The sequence below is a fragment of the Streptomyces sp. NPDC008313 genome, from assembly GCF_042956125.1.
Lineage (GTDB): Bacteria > Actinomycetota > Actinomycetes > Streptomycetales > Streptomycetaceae > Streptomyces.
The window spans coordinates 214,339-234,361 of record NZ_JBIBFR010000002.1 but is presented as its reverse complement, the minus strand read 5'-3'; the positions used below and the strand labels follow the sequence as shown (position 1 = coordinate 234,361).

The window sequence follows — 20,023 nt, the reverse complement described above, 5'->3', positions numbered from 1 at the left end:
CTCATTCTCCGGATCGTCCGTCCCCGCCCGCTGCCGCGGCCGCCGCGTCCAGGACACCGGGAAGGGCCTCCAGGAAGGCGTCCACCTCGTCGTCGCGCAGGTTCAGCGGGGGCATCAGCCGTACGACATCGGGGGCGGGCGCGTTCACCAGGAAGCCGGCGTCCTGAGCCGCCCGCTGCACCTGGGGCGCGAGCGGCTCGGTGAGCACCATACCCAGGAGCAGCCCCGAACCCCGGACGTGGTCGACCAACGGGTGGCCGGGGCGGCCGTCGGCGCCCTCGATTCCCTCCCGCAGCCGCTCCCCGGTCCGCTTGACGTTCTCCAGCAGTCCCTCGGAGGCGATCGTGTCGAGGACGGCGAGACCGGCGGCGCACACGACCGGGTTCCCGCCGAACGTCGTGCCGTGGTGGCCCGGCTTCATCAGCTCGGCGGCCCGGCCGAAGGCGACGGTGGCGCCCAGCGGCAGGCCGCCGCCGAGGCCCTTGGCGAGGGTCACGACGTCCGGCAGGACTCCCTCGTGGGCCTGGTACTCGAACCAGTGGCCGGTGCGGCCGATGCCGGTCTGCACCTCGTCCAGGACGAGGAGGCTGCCGGTCGCCGCGGTGATCGCGCGGGCCGCCTTGAGGTAGCCGGCGGGCGGCACGACGACGCCGTTCTCTCCCTGGACGGGCTCGATGACCACGAGCGCGGTGTCCTCGGTGACCGCTTCGGCCAGGGCCTTCGCGTCTCCGTACGGGACGTGCGTGACGTCGCCGGGCAGCGGCAGGAACGGCTCACGCTTCCCGGGCTGGCCGGTCAGCGCGAGGGCGCCCATGGTCCGGCCGTGGAAGCCGCCGTCGGTGGCGACCATGTGCGAACGCCCGGTCAGGCGCCCGATCTTGAAGGCGCCCTCGTTGGCCTCGGCCCCGGAGTTGCAGAAGTAGACGCGGCCGTCGCGGCCGAAGAGCTCCAGGAGCCGTTCGGCGAGCGCCACGGGCGGTTCGGCGACGAAGAGGTTGGAGACGTGCGCGAGCGAGGCGATCTGCGTGCTGACGGCCTCGACGACCGCCGGGTGGGCGTGGCCGAGCGCGTTCACGGCGATGCCGCCGACGAAGTCGAGGTACTCCTTGCCGTCGGCGTCCCACACCCTGCTGCCCGCGCCGCGCACGAGGGGGATCCGGGGGGTGCCGTAGTTGTCCATGAGCGCGCCCCGCCACCGCTCGGTGAGCCCGGCGTTGGTGGTGGCCCCGGCGTCGGTGATGGCCCCGGCGTTGTTACCGGTGGTCCCGGTCATGCGTCCCCCTCGGTCGGTTCGTCCGGCACGACCATCGTGCCGATGCCTTCGTCGGTGAAGATCTCCAGCAGGATCGAGTGCTGGACCCGGCCGTCGATGACGCGGGCCGTGGTGACGCCGCCGCGTACGGCGTGCAGGCAGCCCTCCATCTTCGGCACCATGCCCGAGGACAGCTCCGGCAGCAGTTTCTCCAGCTCGCTCGCGGTGAGGCGGCTGATCACCTCGTCGGAGTGCGGCCAGTCCTCGTAGAGGCCCTCGACGTCGGTGAGGACCATGAGGGTCTCGGCGCCCAGTGCCGCAGCGAGTGCCGCAGCCGCCGTATCAGCATTGACGTTGTAGACATGTCCGTCGTCCTCGGAGCGGGCGATCGAGGAGACGACCGGGATGCGGCCGTCCGCGAGGAGCGCCTCGATGGCGCCCGTGTCGATGCCGGTGATCTCGCCGACCCTGCCGATGTCGACGGACTCGCCGTCGATGGTGGGCCGGTGCTTCACGGCGGTGATGGTGTGCGCGTCCTCGCCGGTCATCCCGACGGCGAGCGGCCCGTGCTGGTTGAGCAGGCCGACCAGTTCGCGCTGGACCTGCCCGGCGAGCACCATCCGTACGACGTCCATGGCGTCCTCGGTGGTGACCCGGAGGCCCGCCTTGAACTCGCTGACGATGCCGTGCCGGTCGAGGGCCGCGCTGACCTGCGGGCCGCCGCCGTGCACGACGACGGGCTTGAGGCCGGCGTGCCGCAGGAAGACGACGTCCTGGGCGAAGGCGGCCTTCAGGTCCTCGTCGACCATGGCGTTGCCGCCGAACTTGATGACGACGGTCCTGCCGTGGTGGCGGGTGAGCCAGGGCAGCGCCTCGATGAGGATCTGCGCCTTGGGCAGCGCGGTGTGCCTGCGGGTCGTGCCCGCGGGGTTGGTTTCGCTCATGACGAGTAGGCGCTGTTCTCGTGGACGTAGTCGGCGGTGAGGTCGTTGGTCCAGATGGTGGCGGTCTCGGAGCCGGCGGCGAGGTCGGCGACGATGTGGACCTCGCGGTAGCGCATGTCGACCTTCTCCCGGTCCTCGCCGACGCCGCCGTCCTTGCACACCCAGACGCCGTTGATGGCGACGTTCAGCCGGTCCGGCTCGAAGGCGGCGGAGGTGGTGCCGATCGCGGAGAGCACGCGGCCCCAGTTGGGGTCCTCGCCGTGGAGGGCGCATTTGAGCAGGTTGTTGCGGGCGATGGAGCGGCCCACCTCGACGGCGTCGGCCTCGCTCGCGGCGTTCACGACCTCGACCTTGATGTCCTTGCTCGCGCCCTCGGCGTCCCGGATCAGCTGCCGGCCCAGGTCGTCGCAGACGGCCCGGACGGCCTCGGCGAACTCCGCGTACGGCGGGGTGGCCCCGGAGGCGCCGGAGGCGAGCAGCAGCACGGTGTCGTTGGTGGACATGCAGCCGTCGGAGTCGACACGGTCGAAGGTGACCCGGGTGGCGTCGCGCAGGGCCCGGTCGAGCACGTCGGCCTCGACGTCGGCGTCGGTGGTGAGGACGACGAGCATGGTGGCGAGGCCGGGGGCGAGCATGCCGGCGCCCTTGGCCATGCCGCCGACGGTCCAGCCTTCCCCGGTCACGACCGACGTCTTGTGGACGGTGTCGGTGGTCTTGATGGCGATGGCGGCCTTCTCCCCGCCGTGCTCGGAGAGCTGGGCGGCGGCCCGCTCGACGCCAAGGAGCAGCTTGTCCATGGGCAGCAGGACGCCGATGAGTCCGGTCGAGGCGACGGCGACCTCTCCGGCGTTGACGTTCAGGACCTCTGCCGCCTTCTCGGCGGTGGCGTGCGTGTCCTGGAAGCCCTTGGGGCCCGTACAGGCGTTGGCGCCACCGGAGTTGAGGACGACGGCGGAGACGAGGCCGCCCTTCAGGACCTGCTCGGACCAGAGCACCGGCGCGGCCTTGACGCGGTTGGAGGTGAAGACGCCCGCGGCGGCGAGGCGGGGCCCGTTGTTGACCACGAGGGCGAGGTCCGGGTTGCCGTTCTCCTTGATTCCGGCGGCGATGCCCGCCGCTGTGAATCCCTGTGCTGCCGTGACGCTCACGGTGCGACTCCGATCGTGGAAAGTCCCAGTTCCTCGGGGAGGCCGAGGGCGATGTTCATGCTCTGGACGGCGCCGCCCGCGGTGCCCTTGGTCAGGTTGTCGATGGCGCTGATCGCGAGGACGCGGTGCGCGGCGGGGTCGTGGGCGACCTGCACCTGGACGGCGTTGGAGCCGTGGACGGAGGCGGTGGCGGGCCACTGCCCCTCGGGAAGCAGGTGGACGAAGGGTTCGTCGGCGAACGCCTTCTCGTACACGGCGCGCACGGACTCGGCGGGGACACCGTCGCGGGCTTTGGCGCTGCACGTGGCGAGGATGCCGCGGGTCATCGGGGCGAGGGTGGGCGTGAAGGAGACGGTGACGGGTTCACCGGCGGCCGCGCCGAGGTTCTGGATCATCTCGGGGGTGTGCCGGTGGAGACCGCCGACTCCGTACGGGGACATGGAGCCCATGACCTCGCTGCCGAGCAGGTGCGGCTTGGCCGCCTTGCCCGCTCCCGAGGTGCCGGACGCGGCGACGACCACGGCCTCGGGCTCCACGAGTCCCGCCGCGTACGCGGGGAAGAGGGCCAGGGAGACGGCCGTCGGGTAGCAACCGGGCACCGCGACGCGCTTGGACCCCTCCAGCGCGGCGCGGCCGCCCGGCAGTTCGGGAAGGCCGTAGGGCCAGGTCCCGGCGTGCGCGGAACCGTAGAACCGCTCCCAGTCGGCCGGGTCCTTCAGCCTGAAGTCGGCGCCCATGTCGACGACGAGGACGTCCGGGCCGAGCTGCTCGGCGACGGCGGCGGACTGCCCGTGGGGCAGGGCCAGGAAGACCACGTCGTGGCCGCCGAGCACCTCGGCGGTCGTCGGCTGCAGGATCCGGTCGGCCAGGGGGAGCAGGTGGGGCTGCAGCGCACCGAGGCGCTGTCCCGCGTTGGAGTTGCCGGTGAGCGCGCCGATCTCGGCCTCGGGATGCGCCAGGAGCAGACGGAGCAGTTCCCCGCCCGCGTACCCACTCGCCCCGGCCACTGCCGCACGTACAGCCATGAACCCTCCTCCTCGTTGGCATGACTATACGTTTCGCTGCACGTTTATGCAATCGCCTTCCAGGAGGCGGGGGCGGCCGCGGACCGGGTGCCATTGGAGTCCCGGAGACCGGTCAGTACGTCGCGGACGGCAGGATGGGGAGGGAAGCGGAGCGCGTCGACGGTGCGCGCGGGATCGGACGGGACGGAGTGCGGGACGCGATGGGCGAGTTCGGGCCAGTGGCGGACGTGCTGGAGTACCTCGCCGGTGAGTGGCGGGTGGAGCGCGTCGTGCGGGACCTCGCGGGCGGCGTCGAGGGGCGGTTCACGGGGACGACGGCCTTCACGCCGCTCGACGCCGGCACGGGCTCCGGCGCCACCGCCGGCCTTGGCTCTGAGGACGACGACGGCGGCGGCCGGGCGGGCGGCGGCGGGCTGCTGCATCACGAGTCCGGTGTCTTCGTCTGGCACGGCACGCCCCGGCCGGCCGAGCGGACGCTGCGCTTCCTGCCCGGCCCGCGCCCCGGCACCGCGGCCGTCCGCTTCGCCGACGGCCGCCCCTTCCACGACCTGGACCTCGGCACCGGACGGTACGTCGCGGACCATCCGTGCGCGGCGGACCACTACCGCGGCGAGTTCACGGTCACGGACCGGGACCACTGGCGCACGGTGTGGCGGGTGGCCGGTCCCGCCAAGGACCTGGTGCTCACGACCGGGTACACGCGTGTCCGGGCCGGGCTCACACCCGCTGCGGCGACCCCTCCAGCCGGAAGTTCCAGCGGCCTCCGTGTCCCGCGAGGGTGACCGTCGCCAAGGGGCGGACGTCGATGTTCCAGTACGTCGACGGCGGCGCCTTGAGCGCGTAGACGAGGGCCGCCCGGACGACCGCGGGTTCCGCCACGGCGACGATGCGGCTGCCGTCGTCGGCCGGCCGGGTGTCGAGCCAGCCGCCGATCCGGGAGATGAAGGACAGCAGGGACTCACCGCCGTGCGGCGCGGAGCGCGGATCGGCGAGCCAGGCGTCGACGGCCGCCGGTTCGCGGGCCATCGCCTCGCCCAGCGTGAAGCCGCGCCAGCGCCCCATGTCGCAGTCGCGCAGGGCGGGCTGGGCCAGCGGCGCGTAGCCGAGCGCGGCACCCGTCGCCCTGCTGCGCGGGGTGGGCGAGCAGTAGCGCAGCTCGGCCGCCGACAGGGGCACCAGTTCGGGGGCGGCGAGCTGGACCTCGTCCCAGCCCGCCTGGTCGAGCGGCCGGTCGTCATCGAAACGTTCGGCGAGCAGCGAGGAGCTGCGCGCGGCGGCGACGAACGTGACCCGAAGATGCATGTCGAGATCGTGGGACCAAGAAGTGCGCAGGTCAAGAGGCGTAACTGAGGGTATTTGGCGACTCACGCCGGTGTCGCCGACCTGACGGAGCGGCGGATTCCGGCCACGGGAGCGCGGGCGGGCCCCGCACCGGCACCGTCCCCGGCGCCGGGAACGGTGCCGGGACCACGCCGGGCCGGTGCCGGGACCACGTCGGCAACCGGCCCTTGGGCCGCGCGGGCGGCCTCTCAGCCCCGCAGCTCCTCCCAGGCGGCCCGCAGCCTCCGTACCCCCTCGGTGATCTCCGCCCGGCCGGCCACGGCGGCGAAGCTCAGCCGCAGGTGCCCGGCGGGCGGTTCGGCGCTGAAGTAGGGGCGGCCCGGGGTGACGGCGACACCGGCCCGCAGGGCGGCGGCCACCAGGGCGGCTTCTCCCCCGGGGCCGTGGGTGCGACAGGCCGCCCCGGTGGCGCCGGGCAGCCGCAGCCACAGGTGGTAGCCGCCGGACGGGACGTGCGGGAGGGCGAGCCCGGGCAGCCCCGCGCGCAGCTCGGTGACCATCGCGTCGCGGCGGCTCCTCAACTCGGCCGCCACGGTGCGCAGATGGCGCGGCCAGGCCGGTGAACCGACGAGTTCGAGGGCGGCCTCCTGCAGCGGACGCGGCACGAAGAAGGTGTCGACGACCTGGATGGCGCGCAGCCGTTCCAGGACGGGCCCCCGGGCGGCCAGCGCGCTCACCCGGAAGCTGGGCGAGGTCGCCTTGGTCAGCGAGCCGACGTGCACGACGACGCCGTCGGGGTCCTCGGCGGCCAGCGGGCGCGGCAGCGGCCCGGCGTCCTCGTGCACCAGGCGGCGTACGAAGTCGTCCTCGACCACGAACGCGCCGGCGTCCCGGGCGATGCGCAGCACCTCTCCCCGGCGTCCTGGGGCGAGGACGGCGCCGGTCGGGTTCTGGAACAGCGGCTGGCAGACGAAGACCCGGGCGCCGCTCGCCCGGAAGGCGTCGGCGAGCAGTTCCGGCCGCACGCCGTCCGTGTCGACGGGCACCGGTACGGGCCGCAGTCCGGCCGCGCGGGCGATCGCCAGCATCCCCGGGTAGGTGGGCGACTCGACGAGGACGGGGGCGCCGGGCGGGGCGAGCGCGCGCAGCGCGGTGGTGAGCGCGGACTGGCCGCCCGCCGTGATCAGCACGTCGGCGGGGCCGATCACGCCTCCGATCCCCCGCGCGAACCACTCGCGCAGCTCGGGCAGTCCTTCCATCGGCGGCCGGGACCAGGCGCCGGGGCGGCGGCCCGCCCGGGACAGGGCCGCGCCCATCGCCCGCTCGGGCTGGAGCGAGGGGTGCAGATAGCCGCCGTTGAACTCGATGACGCCGGGGGGCGGGGCGGCGAGCGAGACCAGGACACCGGAGGCGTCGACACCGCGCGGTACGAGTTCGGAGGCCGCGTCGGCGCTCAGGGCGACCTCCTGCCAGGAGGTGTCGCCCGCCGGGGCGGCCCGCGCGCGGGCCGGCGCCCGGAAAGCGCCCGCGCCGGGCCGGGTGGTCACCAGGCCCTCGGCGGCCAGCTGGGCGAGGGCCCGGGAGACGGTCACCGGGCTCACCCGGAACCGTTCGACCAGGGCCCGGCTCGACGGCAGTTTTCCGCCGGGTGAGTAGCGGTCGAGCTCTCCTCGGAGCCGTTCCGCCAGTTCACCGACACTGCTACGCTCTTGCATGAGAGCACAGAGTAGCGCTATCGCCGAAAGTCCGATAGCGGTGACGTCGCCCGCCGTCCCCACCGCGGCCGCCGCCCAGGGCCCCGCCGACCCGGCCGCCACGCGTCGGACGCGCCGCTCCGGCACCCTCCAGGCGGCGCTGGGCGTCACCGCGTTCTCCCTCACCTTCCCCGCGACGGCGTGGGGCCTCGAAGGGTTCGGGCCCTGGTCCCTGGTGGCCGTGCGCGGTGTGCTGGCGGCCGTCGTCGCGGGCGGCTGTCTGGCGGCCCTGCGCGTACCCGTGCCGGCCCGGCGGCACTGGGCGGGTCTCGCCGTCGTCGCGGGCGGTGTGGTGTTCGGCTTTCCGCTGCTGACGACGCTCGCCCTGCAGACCTCCACCACCGCGCACGCGGCCGTCGTCGTCGGTCTGCTCCCGCTCACCACCGCCCTGCTGTCGGCGCTGCGCACCGGTGCCCGTCCCTCGCGGACGTTCTGGTTCGCCGCGCTCGCGGGCGCCGCGGCGGTGATCGCGTTCACCGTGCGGCAGAGCGGTGGCGCGCTGACCCGCGCGGACGCGTTCCTCTTCGCCGCGCTGCTGGTCTGCGCGGCGGGCTACACCGAGGGCGGGCGGCTGGCGAAGGTCATGCCCGGCTGGCAGGTCATCGGGTGGGCGCTGGTGCTGTGCCTGCCGCTGTCCCTGCCCGGCACCCTGCTCGCGCTCGCGCACGAGCCCGTGCGGCTGGGCGCGCACAGTGTGGCGGGACTGCTGTGGGTGGCGATCGGCTCCCAGTTCCTCGGTCTGGTCGTCTGGTACCGGGGCATGGCGGCGATCGGCGTCCCGAAGGCCAGCCAGTTGCAGCTGGCGCAACCGCTGCTCACACTGGTGTGGTCGGTACTGCTCCTCGGTGAGCACCTCACACCGGCCGCGCCACTGACGGCCGCCGCCGTGCTGGTCTGCATCGCGGTCACCCAGCGGGCGCGGGGATGACAGCCGCGCGCCCGGCCTTCGGCCGGGGACGGCCGGGCGTGAAACCGCTGCTCCCGCGGGTGAAGAGGAGGCGCTTCGGATGCGTGCAATCGTGGGTGACCAGCTCGTGCAGCACGGCAGGGTCGTCGGGCAGCACGACAAGGTCACCGAGATCGTCGAGGTGATGGGCACGGAGGGCAACCCGCCCTACCGGGTCCGCTTCCAGGACGGGCACGAGGCCGTGATGGCCCCGGGTCCCGACTCGGAGATCCGCCACAGGAGCGCCGCGCCGGGTCACGGGGGCCTCGGCGCACACCAGGCGTACTGAGGTCTGTCGCGAAATCGGCGGGAACGCCGGGCGGTGGCCCTGACCGGCATGGCGGAGAACATGGTGGAGAAGACTCCCGTCACGCTGCCGGGCCTCGGCGCGATGGGCGCCGCGCCGAGCCCGTATCCGGCTTGCCGCTGGCCACCCGCCCACCGTCCGGAGCCGCACCCCGGCCCGCCGTGCCGCCGTCAGCGCGGCGGTCTCGCCGGATGCCGGTAGTGGTCGGCGACGACGCGGGCCATCGCGCCGATCCGGTCCTCGCCGGCCTCCTTGGCCGAGAAGAAGACGTGCCCGCGCACCTGGGGATACTCCTGGGCGAGGGTGAGGTGCCGGGAGAGTTCGGCCGGATCCTGCCAGGCGGCGGGCTGCGCCGGGTCGCCCGCCTTGTACAGCGCCTCCCCCACGTACAGGTGCACGCCCGTGCCGCGGACGGCCGCCGACCACCAGGGCAGCAGCTTGGCGTAGTCGGCGACGGCGAAGCCGATGTTCCAGTACACCTGGGGACAGATGTAGTCGATCCAGCCCTCGCGCACCCATTTCCTGGTGTCCGCGTAGAGGTCGTCGTAGGTCTGCACGCCCGCCGTGGTGTCCGAGCCTCCCGGATCGGTGGAGGCATTGCGCCAGACCCCGAAGGGACTGATCCCGAAGCGGGTGCCGGGCCGGACGCGCGCGACGCGCTGGGCCGTCTCCAGGACCAACCGGTCGATGTTGTGGCGCCGCCACGCGGCCCGGTCCGGGAAGTCCCCGCCGTACGCGGCGTACGCGGCGTCGTCGTCGAACGTCTGCCCCGCCACCGGGTACGGGTAGAAGTAGTCGTCCCAGTGCACGGCGTCGATGTCGTAGCGGCGCACCGCGTCGAGCATCGCGTCCTGGACGAAGGCGCGGACCTCGGGCAGACCCGGGTTGTAGTAGAGCTTCCCGCCGTACGGCACGACCCAGTCGGGGTGCATCCGGGCCGGGTGCGCGGGGACGAGCCTCGACGGGTCCGTGTGGTTGGCGATCCGGTACGGGTTGAACCAGGCGTGCAGTTCCAGGCCGCGCGCGTGGGCCTCCTCGACGGCCGTGCCGAGCGGGTCCCAGCCAGGGTCCTCGCCCTGGGTGCCGGTGAGGTACTGGGACCACGGCTCGTAGGGGGAGGGCCAGAGGGCGTCGGCGGTGGGGCGCACCTGGAAGATCACGGCGTTGAGGCGGCGGGCGACCGCGGTGTCGAGGTGGGCGAGGAGTCCGGCGCGCTGCTCCCCCGCGCTCAGTCCCGGCCGCGAGGGCCAGTCCCGGTTGGAGACGGTGGCCAGCCACATCCCCCGCAGCTCACGCGTCCCGCGGTGGCCGCGCCCCGCGCCGCCCCGGGACGCCGAGCCCGCCGCGCCCGCGTCGCCTGCCGTCACCAGCCCCGACAGCGTCGCCGCCGCGGCCACCGCGAACGCCCGGCGTGACAGTCGTCCCATCGGCTACCTCCGAACACAGTGGATCCGCTCCGTCACGGACCGTCCTGGCATGCAGCATGGCGCCACCCGGACGATCGATCAACGGTGCCTCCGGAGTAACGTGCACGATCGGAGCAGGCACCGGACCACGGGAACCTGCCCAGGCCCGTTGATCTGCGAAAGGGACGATGTGACGGACACCCCGGGAGACATCTCGCGCGTCGGAGTGGTGGGCTGCGGCCAGATGGGAGCGGGCATCGCCGAGGTGTGCGCGCGCGCCGGCCTCGACGTCAAGGTCGCCGAGACCACCGGCGAGGCCCTGGAGATCGGCCGCACCCGGCTGTTCAACTCCCTCGCCAAGGCCGCCGGACGCGGAAAGATCTCCGAAGACGAGCTCACCGCCACCCAGCACCGGCTCAGTTTCACCACGGACCTCGGCGAGTTCGCCGACCGCGACCTGGTGATCGAGGCGGTCGTCGAGAACGAGCAGGTGAAGACCGAGATCTTCCAGGTGCTCGACCAGGTGGTGACCCGGCAGGACGCGATCCTCGCCTCCAACACCTCCTCGATCCCCCTGGTCAAGCTCGCCGTCGCGACCTCGCGCCCCGACCAGGTCATCGGCATCCACTTCTTCAACCCGGCACCGGTGCAGCAGCTCGTCGAGCTGATCCCTGCGCTGACCACCTCCGAGGGCACCCTGAGCCGCGCGCAGGCACTGGTCGAGAAGATCCTCGGCAAGCACGCGATCCGCGCTCAGGACCGCTCGGGCTTCGTGGTCAACGCGCTGCTCATCCCGTACCTGCTCTCCGCGATCCGGATGTTCGAGTCGGGCATCGCCAGCCGCGAGGACATCGACAACGGCATGGAGCTCGGCTGCGCCCACCCGATGGGCCCGCTGAAGCTCTCCGACCTGATCGGTCTGGACACGGTCGCCTCGGTCGCGCAGAGCATGTACGACGAGTACAAGGAGCCGCTGTACGCCGCTCCCCCGCTGCTGCAGCGGATGGTCGACGCGGGCCGGCTGGGCCGCAAGTCGGGCTCGGGCTTCTACACGTACGGCTGACCGCCCACGGGGCCCTGGGTCGGCTTCCGCTGTCCTCGTGCCGCCCCCGTTCCCCGCGCCCGGCTCCCGGGCGCGGGGAACGCGTGCGTCAGCCGTCCTGGCCCGGCCGCAGATGGTGCAGCAGCAGGAGCGCCGCCGCCATGTTCGCGGCCGGGACCTCGCCGCGGGCCACCAGATCGGGGACGACCTTCAGCGGCACCCACTCCCGGCGGTCCGACTCGAAGTCGTCCACGGGGTGACCGGTGTACGTGCCCTCGTCGGCCCAGTACACGTGATGCCGGGCGTCGGTGAGCCCGTTGGAGGGCTCCACGCTCAGGAGATGGCGCAGCGGCCCCGGCCGCCATCCCGTCTCCTCCTCCAGTTCCCGCGCCGCCGCCTCGGCGATGTCCTCGCCGTCCTCGACGACGCCCGCCGCGAGTTCCCACCCCCAGCTGTCGGTGATGAAGCGGTGCCGCCACAGCAGCAGCACCTCGTTGGCCTCGTTCACGACGGTGGCGACGGCGACGGGCCGCAGCCGTATCAAGAAGTGATCGATGTGCCGGCCGTCCGGCAGTGCCACATCCGCGAGGTTGACGCTGAACCAGCGGTTCTCATACACAGTTTGTTCGTTTTCTTTCGTCCACTGCACGGTTCTGCCACCTTCCGTCGAGTAGACGGCAATATCGCAGCAGGCACGGCCCGGCAGCAGGGCTCACGGAGGGCCGCGCGCGGGGCAGCGGGGGCGAGCGCGGAGCGGGCGGGCGGCGTCGTACGGCGGCGGTGGCGGCGTACGCGGCGGTGGCGTGGGCGCACGGCCGCCGAGGAGCGCGCCCTCGTGCCGCTCGTGCCGCTCGTGCCGCTCTACAGCGGTACGCGCAGGGCCCCGTCGATGAGTTCGGCCGCCTCGGCCGTGCCCGCGCAACCGTTGCGCACCAGGTGTTCGCGCACCGCCCGGAGTCTGTCCCGCAGCCGCTGCGACTCCATGCCGCGCGCCTGCTCGGCCATCCGCACCGCGGTCGCCACCGCCTTGTCGGCGTTGCCCTGCCGCAGTTCGATCTGGCTGAGCATGGCGAGCCGGTGCACCCGGCCGCGGTCGTGCGCCGGTGTGTCCACGGCCGCCGCGGCGTGCTCGGCCGCCGCCTCCAGATCGCCGAGGCTGAGCAGCGCCTCCGCCACCTGCACGTTGACCAGGCCCGGCTGCACATAGCCCGTCTCGTCCGGTTCACGGCCGCGCCGGATGCGCTCCGCCGCCTGTTCGGCGCGCCGGATGCAGGCCAGCGCGCCGCTGCCGTCGCCGAGGTGCGCGTACGCCTTGGCCTGCATCGCGTACAGGTCGGAGGCGAGCGCCGGGGTGATGTGGCGGCCGGCGGCGCGCAGCGCGGCCTCCGCGAAGGCGACGGACTGCCGGTACTCCCGCATGAACAGCGACTGGTTGACGAGGAGCGCTATCACGTAGGCGCCCAGCCCCCGGTCGCCGCTGGCCTTGGCGAGCCTCAGCGCCTGGTGGAAGTAGCGCTGGGCGAGTCCGTGCGCGTCGGAGTCGTAGGCGCAGATGCCGGCGACCGCGACGAGTCCGCCGGTGGCACGGTGCAGCTGGCGCCCGGTGGCGTCGGTGTAACTGCCGCGCAGCAGCGGCGCGGTCTCGGAGTTGAGGAATCCGACGATCCGGGTGCGGGTCGCGACGCCGCCCGTCTTGCGGTACATCGCCTCGTAGTGCGCGCGGGCCGACCGCAGCATCTCGATGTCGGCCATGCTCACCCGGTGGCGTCCGCCGCGCGAGACGTCCACGTCCTCGGGCGGGTTCTCCCACTCCCACACCGGCATCACGGCGGGTGTCCCGGTGACGGCCGGGGCGCCGAGGACGTGCGGGCGCTGCTGCTCGTCGGAGCGCCACAGGGCGGTGGCGCGCTCCACGAAGCCGCTCAGCGAGGCGCCGTGCGCGCCGGCCGGTTCGCCGGGCACGCCCAGGCCGATGTCGTCGAGGGTGACGGGGCGGTGCAGCCGCGCCGCGAGCACCTCGCAGATCAGGTCGGGCACCTGTCCCCGCGGGCGCTGGCCCTTCAGCCAGCGGGCCACCGCCGTGTGCTCGTAGCGCAGGGTGAGGCCGCGTGCCCGTCCCGTCTGGTTGACGTGGGCGGCGAGCCCCGCGTGGGAGACGCCGGCCTCGTCGAGTATCGCGTCGAGCAGGGTGTTGGGCTGCATGGATGCCCTCCGGTGGCTCGGTGCCGACAGGGTAGTGCCCGGCCCTTCACACGGGGTGTGAACGGAACGCGCGAACACGGGCGGTACGCGCGCTGTCGCAACGGGTTCCGTACCGGTTGACTGAAATGCCTCGCAAGAGGCCGGCCGGGCCGCCGGCTCCCCCTCGTACAGTGCGGTGGCCCGTCGCGTCGTCCGCCCGGCCGCCTGCCCGACACTCCGCGGCCGGGCGGACGGCGCCCGCCGCACGGTCAGAGCGCGCGGTGCGCGACGGCCGGGTCGTGCGGGGCGGGCTCCCGCGGTCCGGGGGCGTGCGGCCGGTCGTTGTGCAGGACGAGCAGGGCGACGTCGTCGGCGGGGGCTCCGCCGGTGTGGCGCAGCAGCCCCGTGAAGACGGTCCGCAGGACGGACTGCGGTGAGTGCGGCTGGGCGCGGAGGGCTTCGGTGAGCGCGGCCGGCAGCGGGAAGAACCGGCCGTGCCGGTCGCGCGCGTCCTCGGCGCCGTCGGTGTGCAGCAGGAGGCCGTCGCCGGGCGGGAGCCGGCCGCAGGCGGCCGGGGGCAGCGGCTCACCGCCCACCAATCGCTCCACCCGGTGCAGCGCGCCGTCCGCGCCCGCGCGGGAGCGCAGCAGATAGGGCCACGGGTGGCCGCGGTTGAGGGCGCTCACCCGGCCGTCCTCGCCGATCTCCAGCAGCAGCACGGTGACGAACTCCTCGGCCACCGGGTCGTGGGGGTCCGTGCCCACCGGGGCCGCCTCACCCCGGGCCCGCTGCCGCAGATGCCTCTCGAGCGCCCGCTCCAGCCGCCTCAGGACGCGGTCGAGGCGGTCCTCGTCGTGCACGGCCTCGCGGAAACTGCCGAGGACGGCGGCCGCGGTGGCGACGGCGGGAAGCCCGTGACCGCGGACGTCGCCCATGACCACGCGGACACCGTGCTCGGTGGCGATCACCTCGTACAGATCACCGCCGACGAGGGCGCCCCGGTCCGCGGAGAGCTGCGCCGCCGCGACCCTCAGCCCCTCGATCCGCGGCGGCAGCGGCCGCAGCAGCACGCTCCGCGCGGCGCCCGCCGCCTCGCGGGCCTGCCTGAGCTCGCGCAGCAGCGCGCGCCGGACATGGAACACCAGCCCGGTGCCGACCGCGAGGAACACGGCACTGCTGAGCAGCCGGGCGCCGAGTCCGGTCTGCTGCGCGAGGGGGCAGGTCAGCTTGTACGTCACCGCCGTCGCGCCCCACAGGGTGGGCAGCCCGAGGGACAGCGCGCGGCGCAGCCGCGGGGAGGTCCCGGACGGGATGGTGCGGGCGACGGCGGCCCCGAGGCCCCTGCCGGGCGGTGCCGGGCGCCCTGACCTTCGGGGAGGCCCAGCCTTGATACGAGTCATGCCGACGGCCCCCCAATAGGCCCTGACAGCGTGGACCGGCCCCGAGAGGCCGGTCCGATTCTGTCGACCACATGCCCCGAACGGGATGGAACGCCCTGACTTGTCACCCGAACGAGTGAGGTATCCGTACGGGCGTCGAGGGGCGGGCGGAACGCGCCGGAGGGCGCGCCCGGGACTCCGGACACGCCCTCCGATCGAGCCTCGCGCGGCGCCCGGCGGTGCCCCGGCCGGGGGCACCGCCGGGCCGGGTTCACACTCCGCGCAGCACCGCTCCCGTGCGCCGGGCCGCCAGGGCGACGGCCGCGTCGCGGGCCGCGGAGGCCTCGTCGACGGTCAGGGTGCGGTCGGCGGCGCGGAAGCGCAGCGCGTACGCCAGGGACTTGCGGCCCTCGCCGATCTGCTCGCCGGTGAAGACGTCGAACAGACGGATGGACTCGAGGAGTTCACCGGCGCCCTCGCGCAGCGCCCCCTCGACGTCGCCGGCCGGGACCGACGTGTCGACGACGAGCGCGACGTCCTGGGTGGCCACCGGGAACCCGGAGATCCTCGGTGCCCGCAGGGCCCCGCCGCCCGCCTGCTCCACCCGGTCGAGGTCGAGCTCCATGGCGCAGGTGCGCGCGGGCAGGTTCAGCGCCTTCACCACGCGCGGGTGCAGTTCGCCCGCGTGCCCGACGACGTGCTCCGTGCCGTCCAAGACGACGGCGAGCTCGGCGCAGCGGCCCGGGTGCCACGGTCCGTACCGGCCGCCGCGGACGATCAGTTCGACGCCCGCCTCACGGGCCACGGTCCGCGCGGCCTCGACGGCGTCGGCCCAGTCCGCCGGGCGGCCCTTGCCCCACCAGCCGGCCTGTTCGCGGGCACCGGCCAGGACGACCGCGACGTGCCGGGGCTGGGCGGGGAGCGCGGCGTTCAGCGCGGCGATGTCGTCCTCGCTCGGACGCCGGTCGACGGACAGGTTCGCGGCCGCCGCGCGCTCGTCGCCCGGCCGGAAGACCAGACCGGTCTCGAACAGCGCGAGGTCGTGCGAGCCCCGGCCGTCGTTGCGGCGCAGCGCGCCGAGCAGGCCCGGCAGCAGCGAGGTGCGCAGCGCCGGCTCCTCGTCGCTGAGCGGGTTGACCAGCTTCACGACCCGGCGGGCCGGGTCGTCGCCGTCCAGCCCGAGCTGGTCGAAGACCTGCTCGCTGACGAACGGGTAGTTCAGCGCCTCGACGTACCCGGCCCCGGCGAGCTCGCGGCCGACACGGCGGTGCAGCCGCTGGCGGGCGGTCAGGCCCCGGCCGGCGGGCGGCCTGGGCAGCGTGGAGGGCAGGTTCTCGTAGCCCTCCAGCCGGATGACCTCTTCGGCCAGGTCGTTCGGGTCGGTGAGGTCGGGCCGCCAGGACGGCACGGTGACGATCAGCTCGTCCTGCCCGCCCGTCGCCCGACCACCACCCCCCAACGACGCGTTCCACGCGGCGGGATTTCCATAGACGTCGCAACCGACCTCCTGGAGGCGGCGTACGACGGTCTCCCGGCCGTACGTCACCCCCGCGACCTTGTCGGGGTGGTCGGCGGCGACGGTGATCGTGTGCGGCGCGGCCGGGGCGATGACCTCGGTGACACCGGCCTCGGCGGTGCCGCCCGCGAGCAGCACCAGCAGGTCGACGGTGCGCTGCGCGGCAGCGGCGGCGGCCTGCGGGTCCACGCCGCGCTCGAAGCGGCGGGAGGCCTCCGAGGACAGCTTGTGGCGGCGGGCCGTGCGCGCGATGGACACCTGGTCGAAGTGGGCGGCCTCGATGACCACGTCGCTCGTCGCGTTCCCGGCGTCGCCGTGATCGGCGATCTCCGTGTCGGCGCCGCCCATGACGCCGGCGAGCCCGATCGGACCGCGGTCGTCGGTGATGACCAGGTCCTCGGCGTGCAGCTTCCGCTCGACGCCGTCGAGGGTGACGATCTTCTCGCCCTCCTCGGCCCGGCGCACGCCGACGGTGCCCCTGACCAGACCGCGGTCGTAGGCGTGCAGCGGCTGGCCCAGCTCCATCATCACGTAGTTGGTGACGTCGACGGCGAGGGAGATCGGGCGCATGCCGACCTTCTGGAGCCGCCGCTTGAGCCAGATCGGCGAGCGCGCCTCGGCGCTGAGCCCGGTCACCGTGCGGGCGGTGAAGCGGTCGCAGCCGGCCGGGTCGGAGACCTTCACCGGGTAGCCGTAGGCGTTCGGTCCCGGCACGTCGAGCAGGGCCGGGTCGCGCAGCGGCAGGCCGTAGGCGATGGCGGCCTCGCGGGCGACACCGCGGAGTGACAGGCAGTCGCCGCGGTTGGCGGTGACGGCGATGTCGAGGACCTCGTCGACGAGCTCCAGCAGCTCGATCGCGTCGGTGCCGGCCTCGTACTCGGGCGGCAGCACGATGATGCCGTGCGTGCCGTCGTCGCCCATGCCCAGCTCGTCGCCGGAGCAGATCATGCCGTGGGACGTCTTGCCGTAGGTCTTGCGGGCACTGATCGAGAAGCCGCCCGGCAGGGTGGCGCCGGGCAGGACCACGACGACCTTGTCGCCGACGGCGAAGTTCCGGGCGCCGCAGACGATCTCCTGGGGCTCACCGGTGCCGTTGGCCCGGCCCACGTCGACGGTGCAGAACCGGATGGGCTTCTTGAAGCCCTCCAGCTCCTCGATGGTCAGCACCTGGCCGACGACGAGGGGGCCCTTGAGGTCGGCACCGAGGTGCTCGACGGTCTCGACCTCGAGCCCGGCCGAGATGAGCTTGGCCTGGACGTCACGGCCGGTCTGCGTGGCAGGCAGGTCGACGTACTCCCGCAGCCAAGAAAGCGGGACCCGCATCAGATCTCCATCCCGAACGGCCGGGTGAAGCGCACGTCACCCTCGACCATGTCTCGCATGTCCTCGACGTTGTGGCGGAACATCAGCATCCGCTCGATGCCGAACCCGAAGGCGAATCCGCTGTACTTCTCCGGGTCGACGCCGCAGGCGACGAGCACCCGCGGGTTGACCATGCCGCAGCCGCCGAGCTCGATCCAGCCCTCGCTGGAGCAGGTGCGGCAGGGCCGGTCGGGGTGGCCGACGGACTCGCCCCTGCAGACGTAGCAGAGCATGTCCATCTCGGCGGACGGCTCGGTGAAGGGGAAGAAGTTCGGCCGCAGCCGGGTCTTCATCCCCGCGCCGAACAGCGACTGGACCATGTGGTCCAGGGTGCCCTTGAGATCCGCCATGGTCAGGCCCTCGTCGATGGCGAGCAGCTCGACCTGGTGGAAGACGGGGGTGTGCGTGGCGTCCAGCTCGTCGGTGCGGTACACGCGGCCGGGGCAGATCACGTAGACCGGCGGCTCGCGGTCGAGCGCGGAGCGGATCTGCACGGGCGAGGTGTGGGTGCGCAGCACCACGCCCGACTCGGTGCCGCCGTCCGGCCCCTGCACGAAGAAGGTGTCGGCCTCGCCTCGGGCCGGGTGGTCCGGACCGATGTTCAGGGCGTCGAAGTTGAACCACTCGGCCTCGGCCTCGGGACCCTCGGCGACCTCGTAGCCCATGGCGACGAAGACGTCCTCGATGCGCTCCGAGAGCGTGGTCAGCGGGTGCCGGGCGCCGGCCGGCACCCGGTCGTGGGGCAGCGTGACGTCCACGGCCTCCTCGACCAGGACGCGGGCGTCGCGCTCCGCCTCCAGCTCGGCCTGCCGGGCGGCGAACGCCTTGTTCACGGCGGAGCGCGCCTGGCCGACCCGCTTGCCCGCGTCGGCCTTGGCGTGCGGGGGCAGGGCGCCGATCTCGCGGTTGGCGAGGGCCAGCGGCGAGGTGCCGCCGGTGTGGGCGACCTTCGCCTCCTGGAGCGCGTCGAGGTCACCGGCGGCGGCGAAGGCGGCGAGCGCCTCGTCCCGCATGCGCTCGATCTCTTCCGGTTTCAAGGCCTCGACCTCTACAGGGTCGTACGACTTATTCGGTGCCGACATCTCTTCCCGTGCTTCCGGTTGGCTGGCTGTGGGTCCCCGTCCGCGGCTCGGAGACGCATCGGTCCCTGAACGGGGACGCGAAGGTGCCAAAGGCCGAGTCTAACGGGGGTGCGAGGTGAACCTCGCAGGGTGTGCGGACGCGCCCGTGGGCCCTCGTGCGGCGTTACTGGAGATACGCCGGGGTGCTCACGGGCAACGTAAATCGGAACTCCGCGCCGCCGGCGGGGGCGCGGCCGACCGTGATGGTGCCGCCGTGGGCCTCGACGATGCCCTTGACGATGTAGAGGCCCAGGCCCGTGCCGCCGCGTTTGCTGCCCCGCCAGAAGCGGGTGAAGACGCGGTTCATGGACTCCTCCGGGATGCCGGGGCCCTCGTCGCTCACGGTGACCGACGTGGCCGCGTGCTCTGCGCCCTCGGTGTTCTCGGTGCGACCGCGCTCCCGCGGGGGCGCCGAGGGCGTCACGTCGATGGTGACGGTTCCCTCGCCGTGGCGCACCGCATTTTCCAGCAGGTTGCTGAGCACCTGGTCGATCTTGTCGGGGTCTGCCCACAGGGCGGGCAGGGGGTGCTCGATCCGCAGCAGGAAGCGGTCGGCGGGCTGGCCGGCGGCGACGTACGCCTGGATGTGCCGTCCGACGGCGGCGCCGATGTCGACGGGCTGGCGGCGCACCTCGAGGCGGCCGGAGTCGATGCGGGAGATGTCGAGGAGTTCGGCGATGAGCCGGGTGACCCGGTCGGCGTCGGCGTCCACCGTCTCCAGCATCAGCTTCTTCTGGTCGTCGGTGAACCGTTCCCACTTGGCGAGCAGGGTCGCCGTGAAGCCCTTCACGGAGGTGAGCGGGGAGCGCAGTTCGTGGGCGACGGTGGCTATCAGCTCGGCGTGGCTGCGCTCGGTGCGGCGGCGGGCCTCGGTGTCGCGGAGGCTGACGACGACGCGGTGGACGGGGCCGGTGGGCCGGGTGCGCACGTACCGCGCGGAGACGAGGACCTCGCGGGCGCCCGGCAGCAGCAGGTTGCGCTCGGGCTGTGCGACGCGGATCGCGAGACCCCCGTACGGGTCGGTCAGCTGCCACCAGCGGCGGCCTTCGAGGTCCTCCAGGGGCAGGACCTTCTCCAGCCGCCCGCCGAGGGCGTCGGCGGCGGGGAGGGCGGTGATCCTCGCGGCCGCGGCGTTGAAGCAGATCACCCGGCCGTGCTCGTCGGCGACGACGAGTCCGTCGGGCAGGTCGTCGGGGCCGATGCCGAGGCCGGTGAGATCGCCGCGCGGGAACCCGGACGCGCCGCGCCCGTCCCGGGCCCGCGGCGCCCTGTGCGCCCCGCTCGTACCGACACTCATCCCCGTACCCCACCTCTCGTCCGGCGCAGGGCCCCCGAGCCCGTCACCCTACTAGCTCTCCG

Annotated in this window: 17 protein-coding genes; 4 read left to right on the top strand and 13 right to left on the bottom strand. The window is 73.6% G+C overall.

The window, feature by feature from the left end:
• Position 1: 1 nt before the first annotated feature.
• From ACFY93_RS03845 to argC, 4 genes are read right to left on the bottom strand one after another with little or no spacing between them, the layout of a single operon-like run.
• Positions 2-1,273, bottom strand: a complete 1,272-nt coding sequence (locus ACFY93_RS03845) for an acetylornithine transaminase (RefSeq protein ID WP_391353293.1) — start codon at positions 1,271-1,273, stop codon at positions 2-4.
• Complete coding sequence (gene argB, locus ACFY93_RS03840) at positions 1,270-2,196, bottom strand: acetylglutamate kinase (RefSeq protein WP_391353291.1); 927 nt, start codon at positions 2,194-2,196, stop codon at positions 1,270-1,272. Before argB ends, ACFY93_RS03845 begins: the two co-directional genes overlap by 4 nt.
• Entirely contained in the window at positions 2,193-3,344 is a 1,152-nt protein-coding gene (gene argJ / locus ACFY93_RS03835) for a bifunctional glutamate N-acetyltransferase/amino-acid acetyltransferase ArgJ (RefSeq protein ID WP_391353290.1), read from the bottom strand. The genes argB and argJ overlap by 4 nt, the downstream gene beginning before the upstream one ends.
• Complete coding sequence (gene argC / locus ACFY93_RS03830; protein WP_391353288.1) at positions 3,341-4,369, bottom strand: N-acetyl-gamma-glutamyl-phosphate reductase; 1,029 nt, start codon at positions 4,367-4,369, stop codon at positions 3,341-3,343. Before argC ends, argJ begins: the two co-directional genes overlap by 4 nt.
• Before the next feature lie 200 nt (positions 4,370-4,569).
• Between argC and ACFY93_RS03825 the strand changes: the two genes are divergently transcribed.
• Positions 4,570-5,151 carry a DUF6314 family protein gene (locus ACFY93_RS03825; RefSeq protein ID WP_391353590.1) on the top strand — a complete coding sequence of 194 codons (582 nt, stop codon included), beginning with the start codon at positions 4,570-4,572 and terminating at the stop codon, positions 5,149-5,151.
• On the opposite strand, the gene ACFY93_RS03820 is transcribed toward ACFY93_RS03825, so the two are convergent.
• Both ACFY93_RS03820 and ACFY93_RS03815 read right to left on the bottom strand, forming a co-directional pair.
• A complete protein-coding gene (locus ACFY93_RS03820; RefSeq protein ID WP_391353287.1) occupies positions 5,087-5,671 on the bottom strand; it encodes a histidine phosphatase family protein in 585 nt (194 codons plus the stop codon). The genes ACFY93_RS03825 and ACFY93_RS03820 overlap by 65 nt on opposite strands.
• 227 nt (positions 5,672-5,898) lie before the next feature.
• Positions 5,899-7,365, bottom strand: a complete 1,467-nt coding sequence (locus ACFY93_RS03815) for an aminotransferase class I/II-fold pyridoxal phosphate-dependent enzyme (RefSeq protein ID WP_391353285.1) — start codon at positions 7,363-7,365, stop codon at positions 5,899-5,901.
• Between ACFY93_RS03815 and ACFY93_RS03810 the strand changes: the two genes are divergently transcribed.
• Positions 7,364-8,332, top strand: a complete 969-nt coding sequence (locus ACFY93_RS03810; RefSeq protein ID WP_391353284.1) for an EamA family transporter — start codon at positions 7,364-7,366, stop codon at positions 8,330-8,332. The two genes, ACFY93_RS03815 and ACFY93_RS03810, sit on opposite strands and share 2 nt — an antisense overlap.
• Before the next feature lie 79 nt (positions 8,333-8,411).
• Complete coding sequence (locus ACFY93_RS03805) at positions 8,412-8,639, top strand: DUF1918 domain-containing protein (RefSeq protein WP_391353282.1); 228 nt, start codon at positions 8,412-8,414, stop codon at positions 8,637-8,639.
• A 188-nt stretch (positions 8,640-8,827) separates the two neighbouring features.
• On the opposite strand, the gene ACFY93_RS03800 is transcribed toward ACFY93_RS03805, so the two are convergent.
• Positions 8,828-10,084, bottom strand: a complete 1,257-nt coding sequence (locus ACFY93_RS03800) for a family 10 glycosylhydrolase (RefSeq protein WP_391353280.1) — start codon at positions 10,082-10,084, stop codon at positions 8,828-8,830.
• A gap of 169 nt (positions 10,085-10,253) precedes the next feature.
• On the opposite strand from ACFY93_RS03800, the gene ACFY93_RS03795 reads away from it, so the two are divergent.
• Positions 10,254-11,126, top strand: coding sequence for a 3-hydroxybutyryl-CoA dehydrogenase (locus ACFY93_RS03795; RefSeq protein WP_391353278.1), 873 nt, complete (start codon positions 10,254-10,256; stop codon positions 11,124-11,126).
• Positions 11,127-11,214: 88 nt separating this feature from the next.
• On the opposite strand, the gene ACFY93_RS03790 is transcribed toward ACFY93_RS03795, so the two are convergent.
• The 6 genes from ACFY93_RS03790 to ACFY93_RS03765 form a co-directional block, all read right to left on the bottom strand.
• On the bottom strand, positions 11,215-11,754 hold the full coding sequence (locus ACFY93_RS03790) for an NUDIX domain-containing protein (RefSeq protein ID WP_391353276.1): 540 nt from the start codon (positions 11,752-11,754) through the stop codon (positions 11,215-11,217).
• Positions 11,755-11,966: 212 nt separating this feature from the next.
• Positions 11,967-13,307 carry a transcriptional regulator gene (locus ACFY93_RS03785; protein WP_391353274.1) on the bottom strand — a complete coding sequence of 447 codons (1,341 nt, stop codon included), beginning with the start codon at positions 13,305-13,307 and terminating at the stop codon, positions 11,967-11,969.
• 248 nt (positions 13,308-13,555) lie between these two features.
• Entirely contained in the window at positions 13,556-14,686 is a 1,131-nt protein-coding gene (locus ACFY93_RS03780; RefSeq protein ID WP_391353273.1) for a SpoIIE family protein phosphatase, read from the bottom strand.
• A 250-nt stretch (positions 14,687-14,936) separates the two neighbouring features.
• Complete coding sequence (gene pheT, locus ACFY93_RS03775) at positions 14,937-17,504, bottom strand: phenylalanine--tRNA ligase subunit beta (RefSeq protein ID WP_391353272.1); 2,568 nt, start codon at positions 17,502-17,504, stop codon at positions 14,937-14,939.
• Positions 17,504-18,625 carry a phenylalanine--tRNA ligase subunit alpha gene (gene pheS / locus ACFY93_RS03770; RefSeq protein ID WP_391353270.1) on the bottom strand — a complete coding sequence of 374 codons (1,122 nt, stop codon included), beginning with the start codon at positions 18,623-18,625 and terminating at the stop codon, positions 17,504-17,506. The genes pheT and pheS overlap by 1 nt, the downstream gene beginning before the upstream one ends.
• Positions 18,626-18,788: 163 nt before the next feature.
• A complete protein-coding gene (locus ACFY93_RS03765) occupies positions 18,789-19,961 on the bottom strand; it encodes an ATP-binding protein (protein WP_391353268.1) in 1,173 nt (390 codons plus the stop codon).
• Between the last annotated feature and the right edge of the window lie 62 nt (positions 19,962-20,023).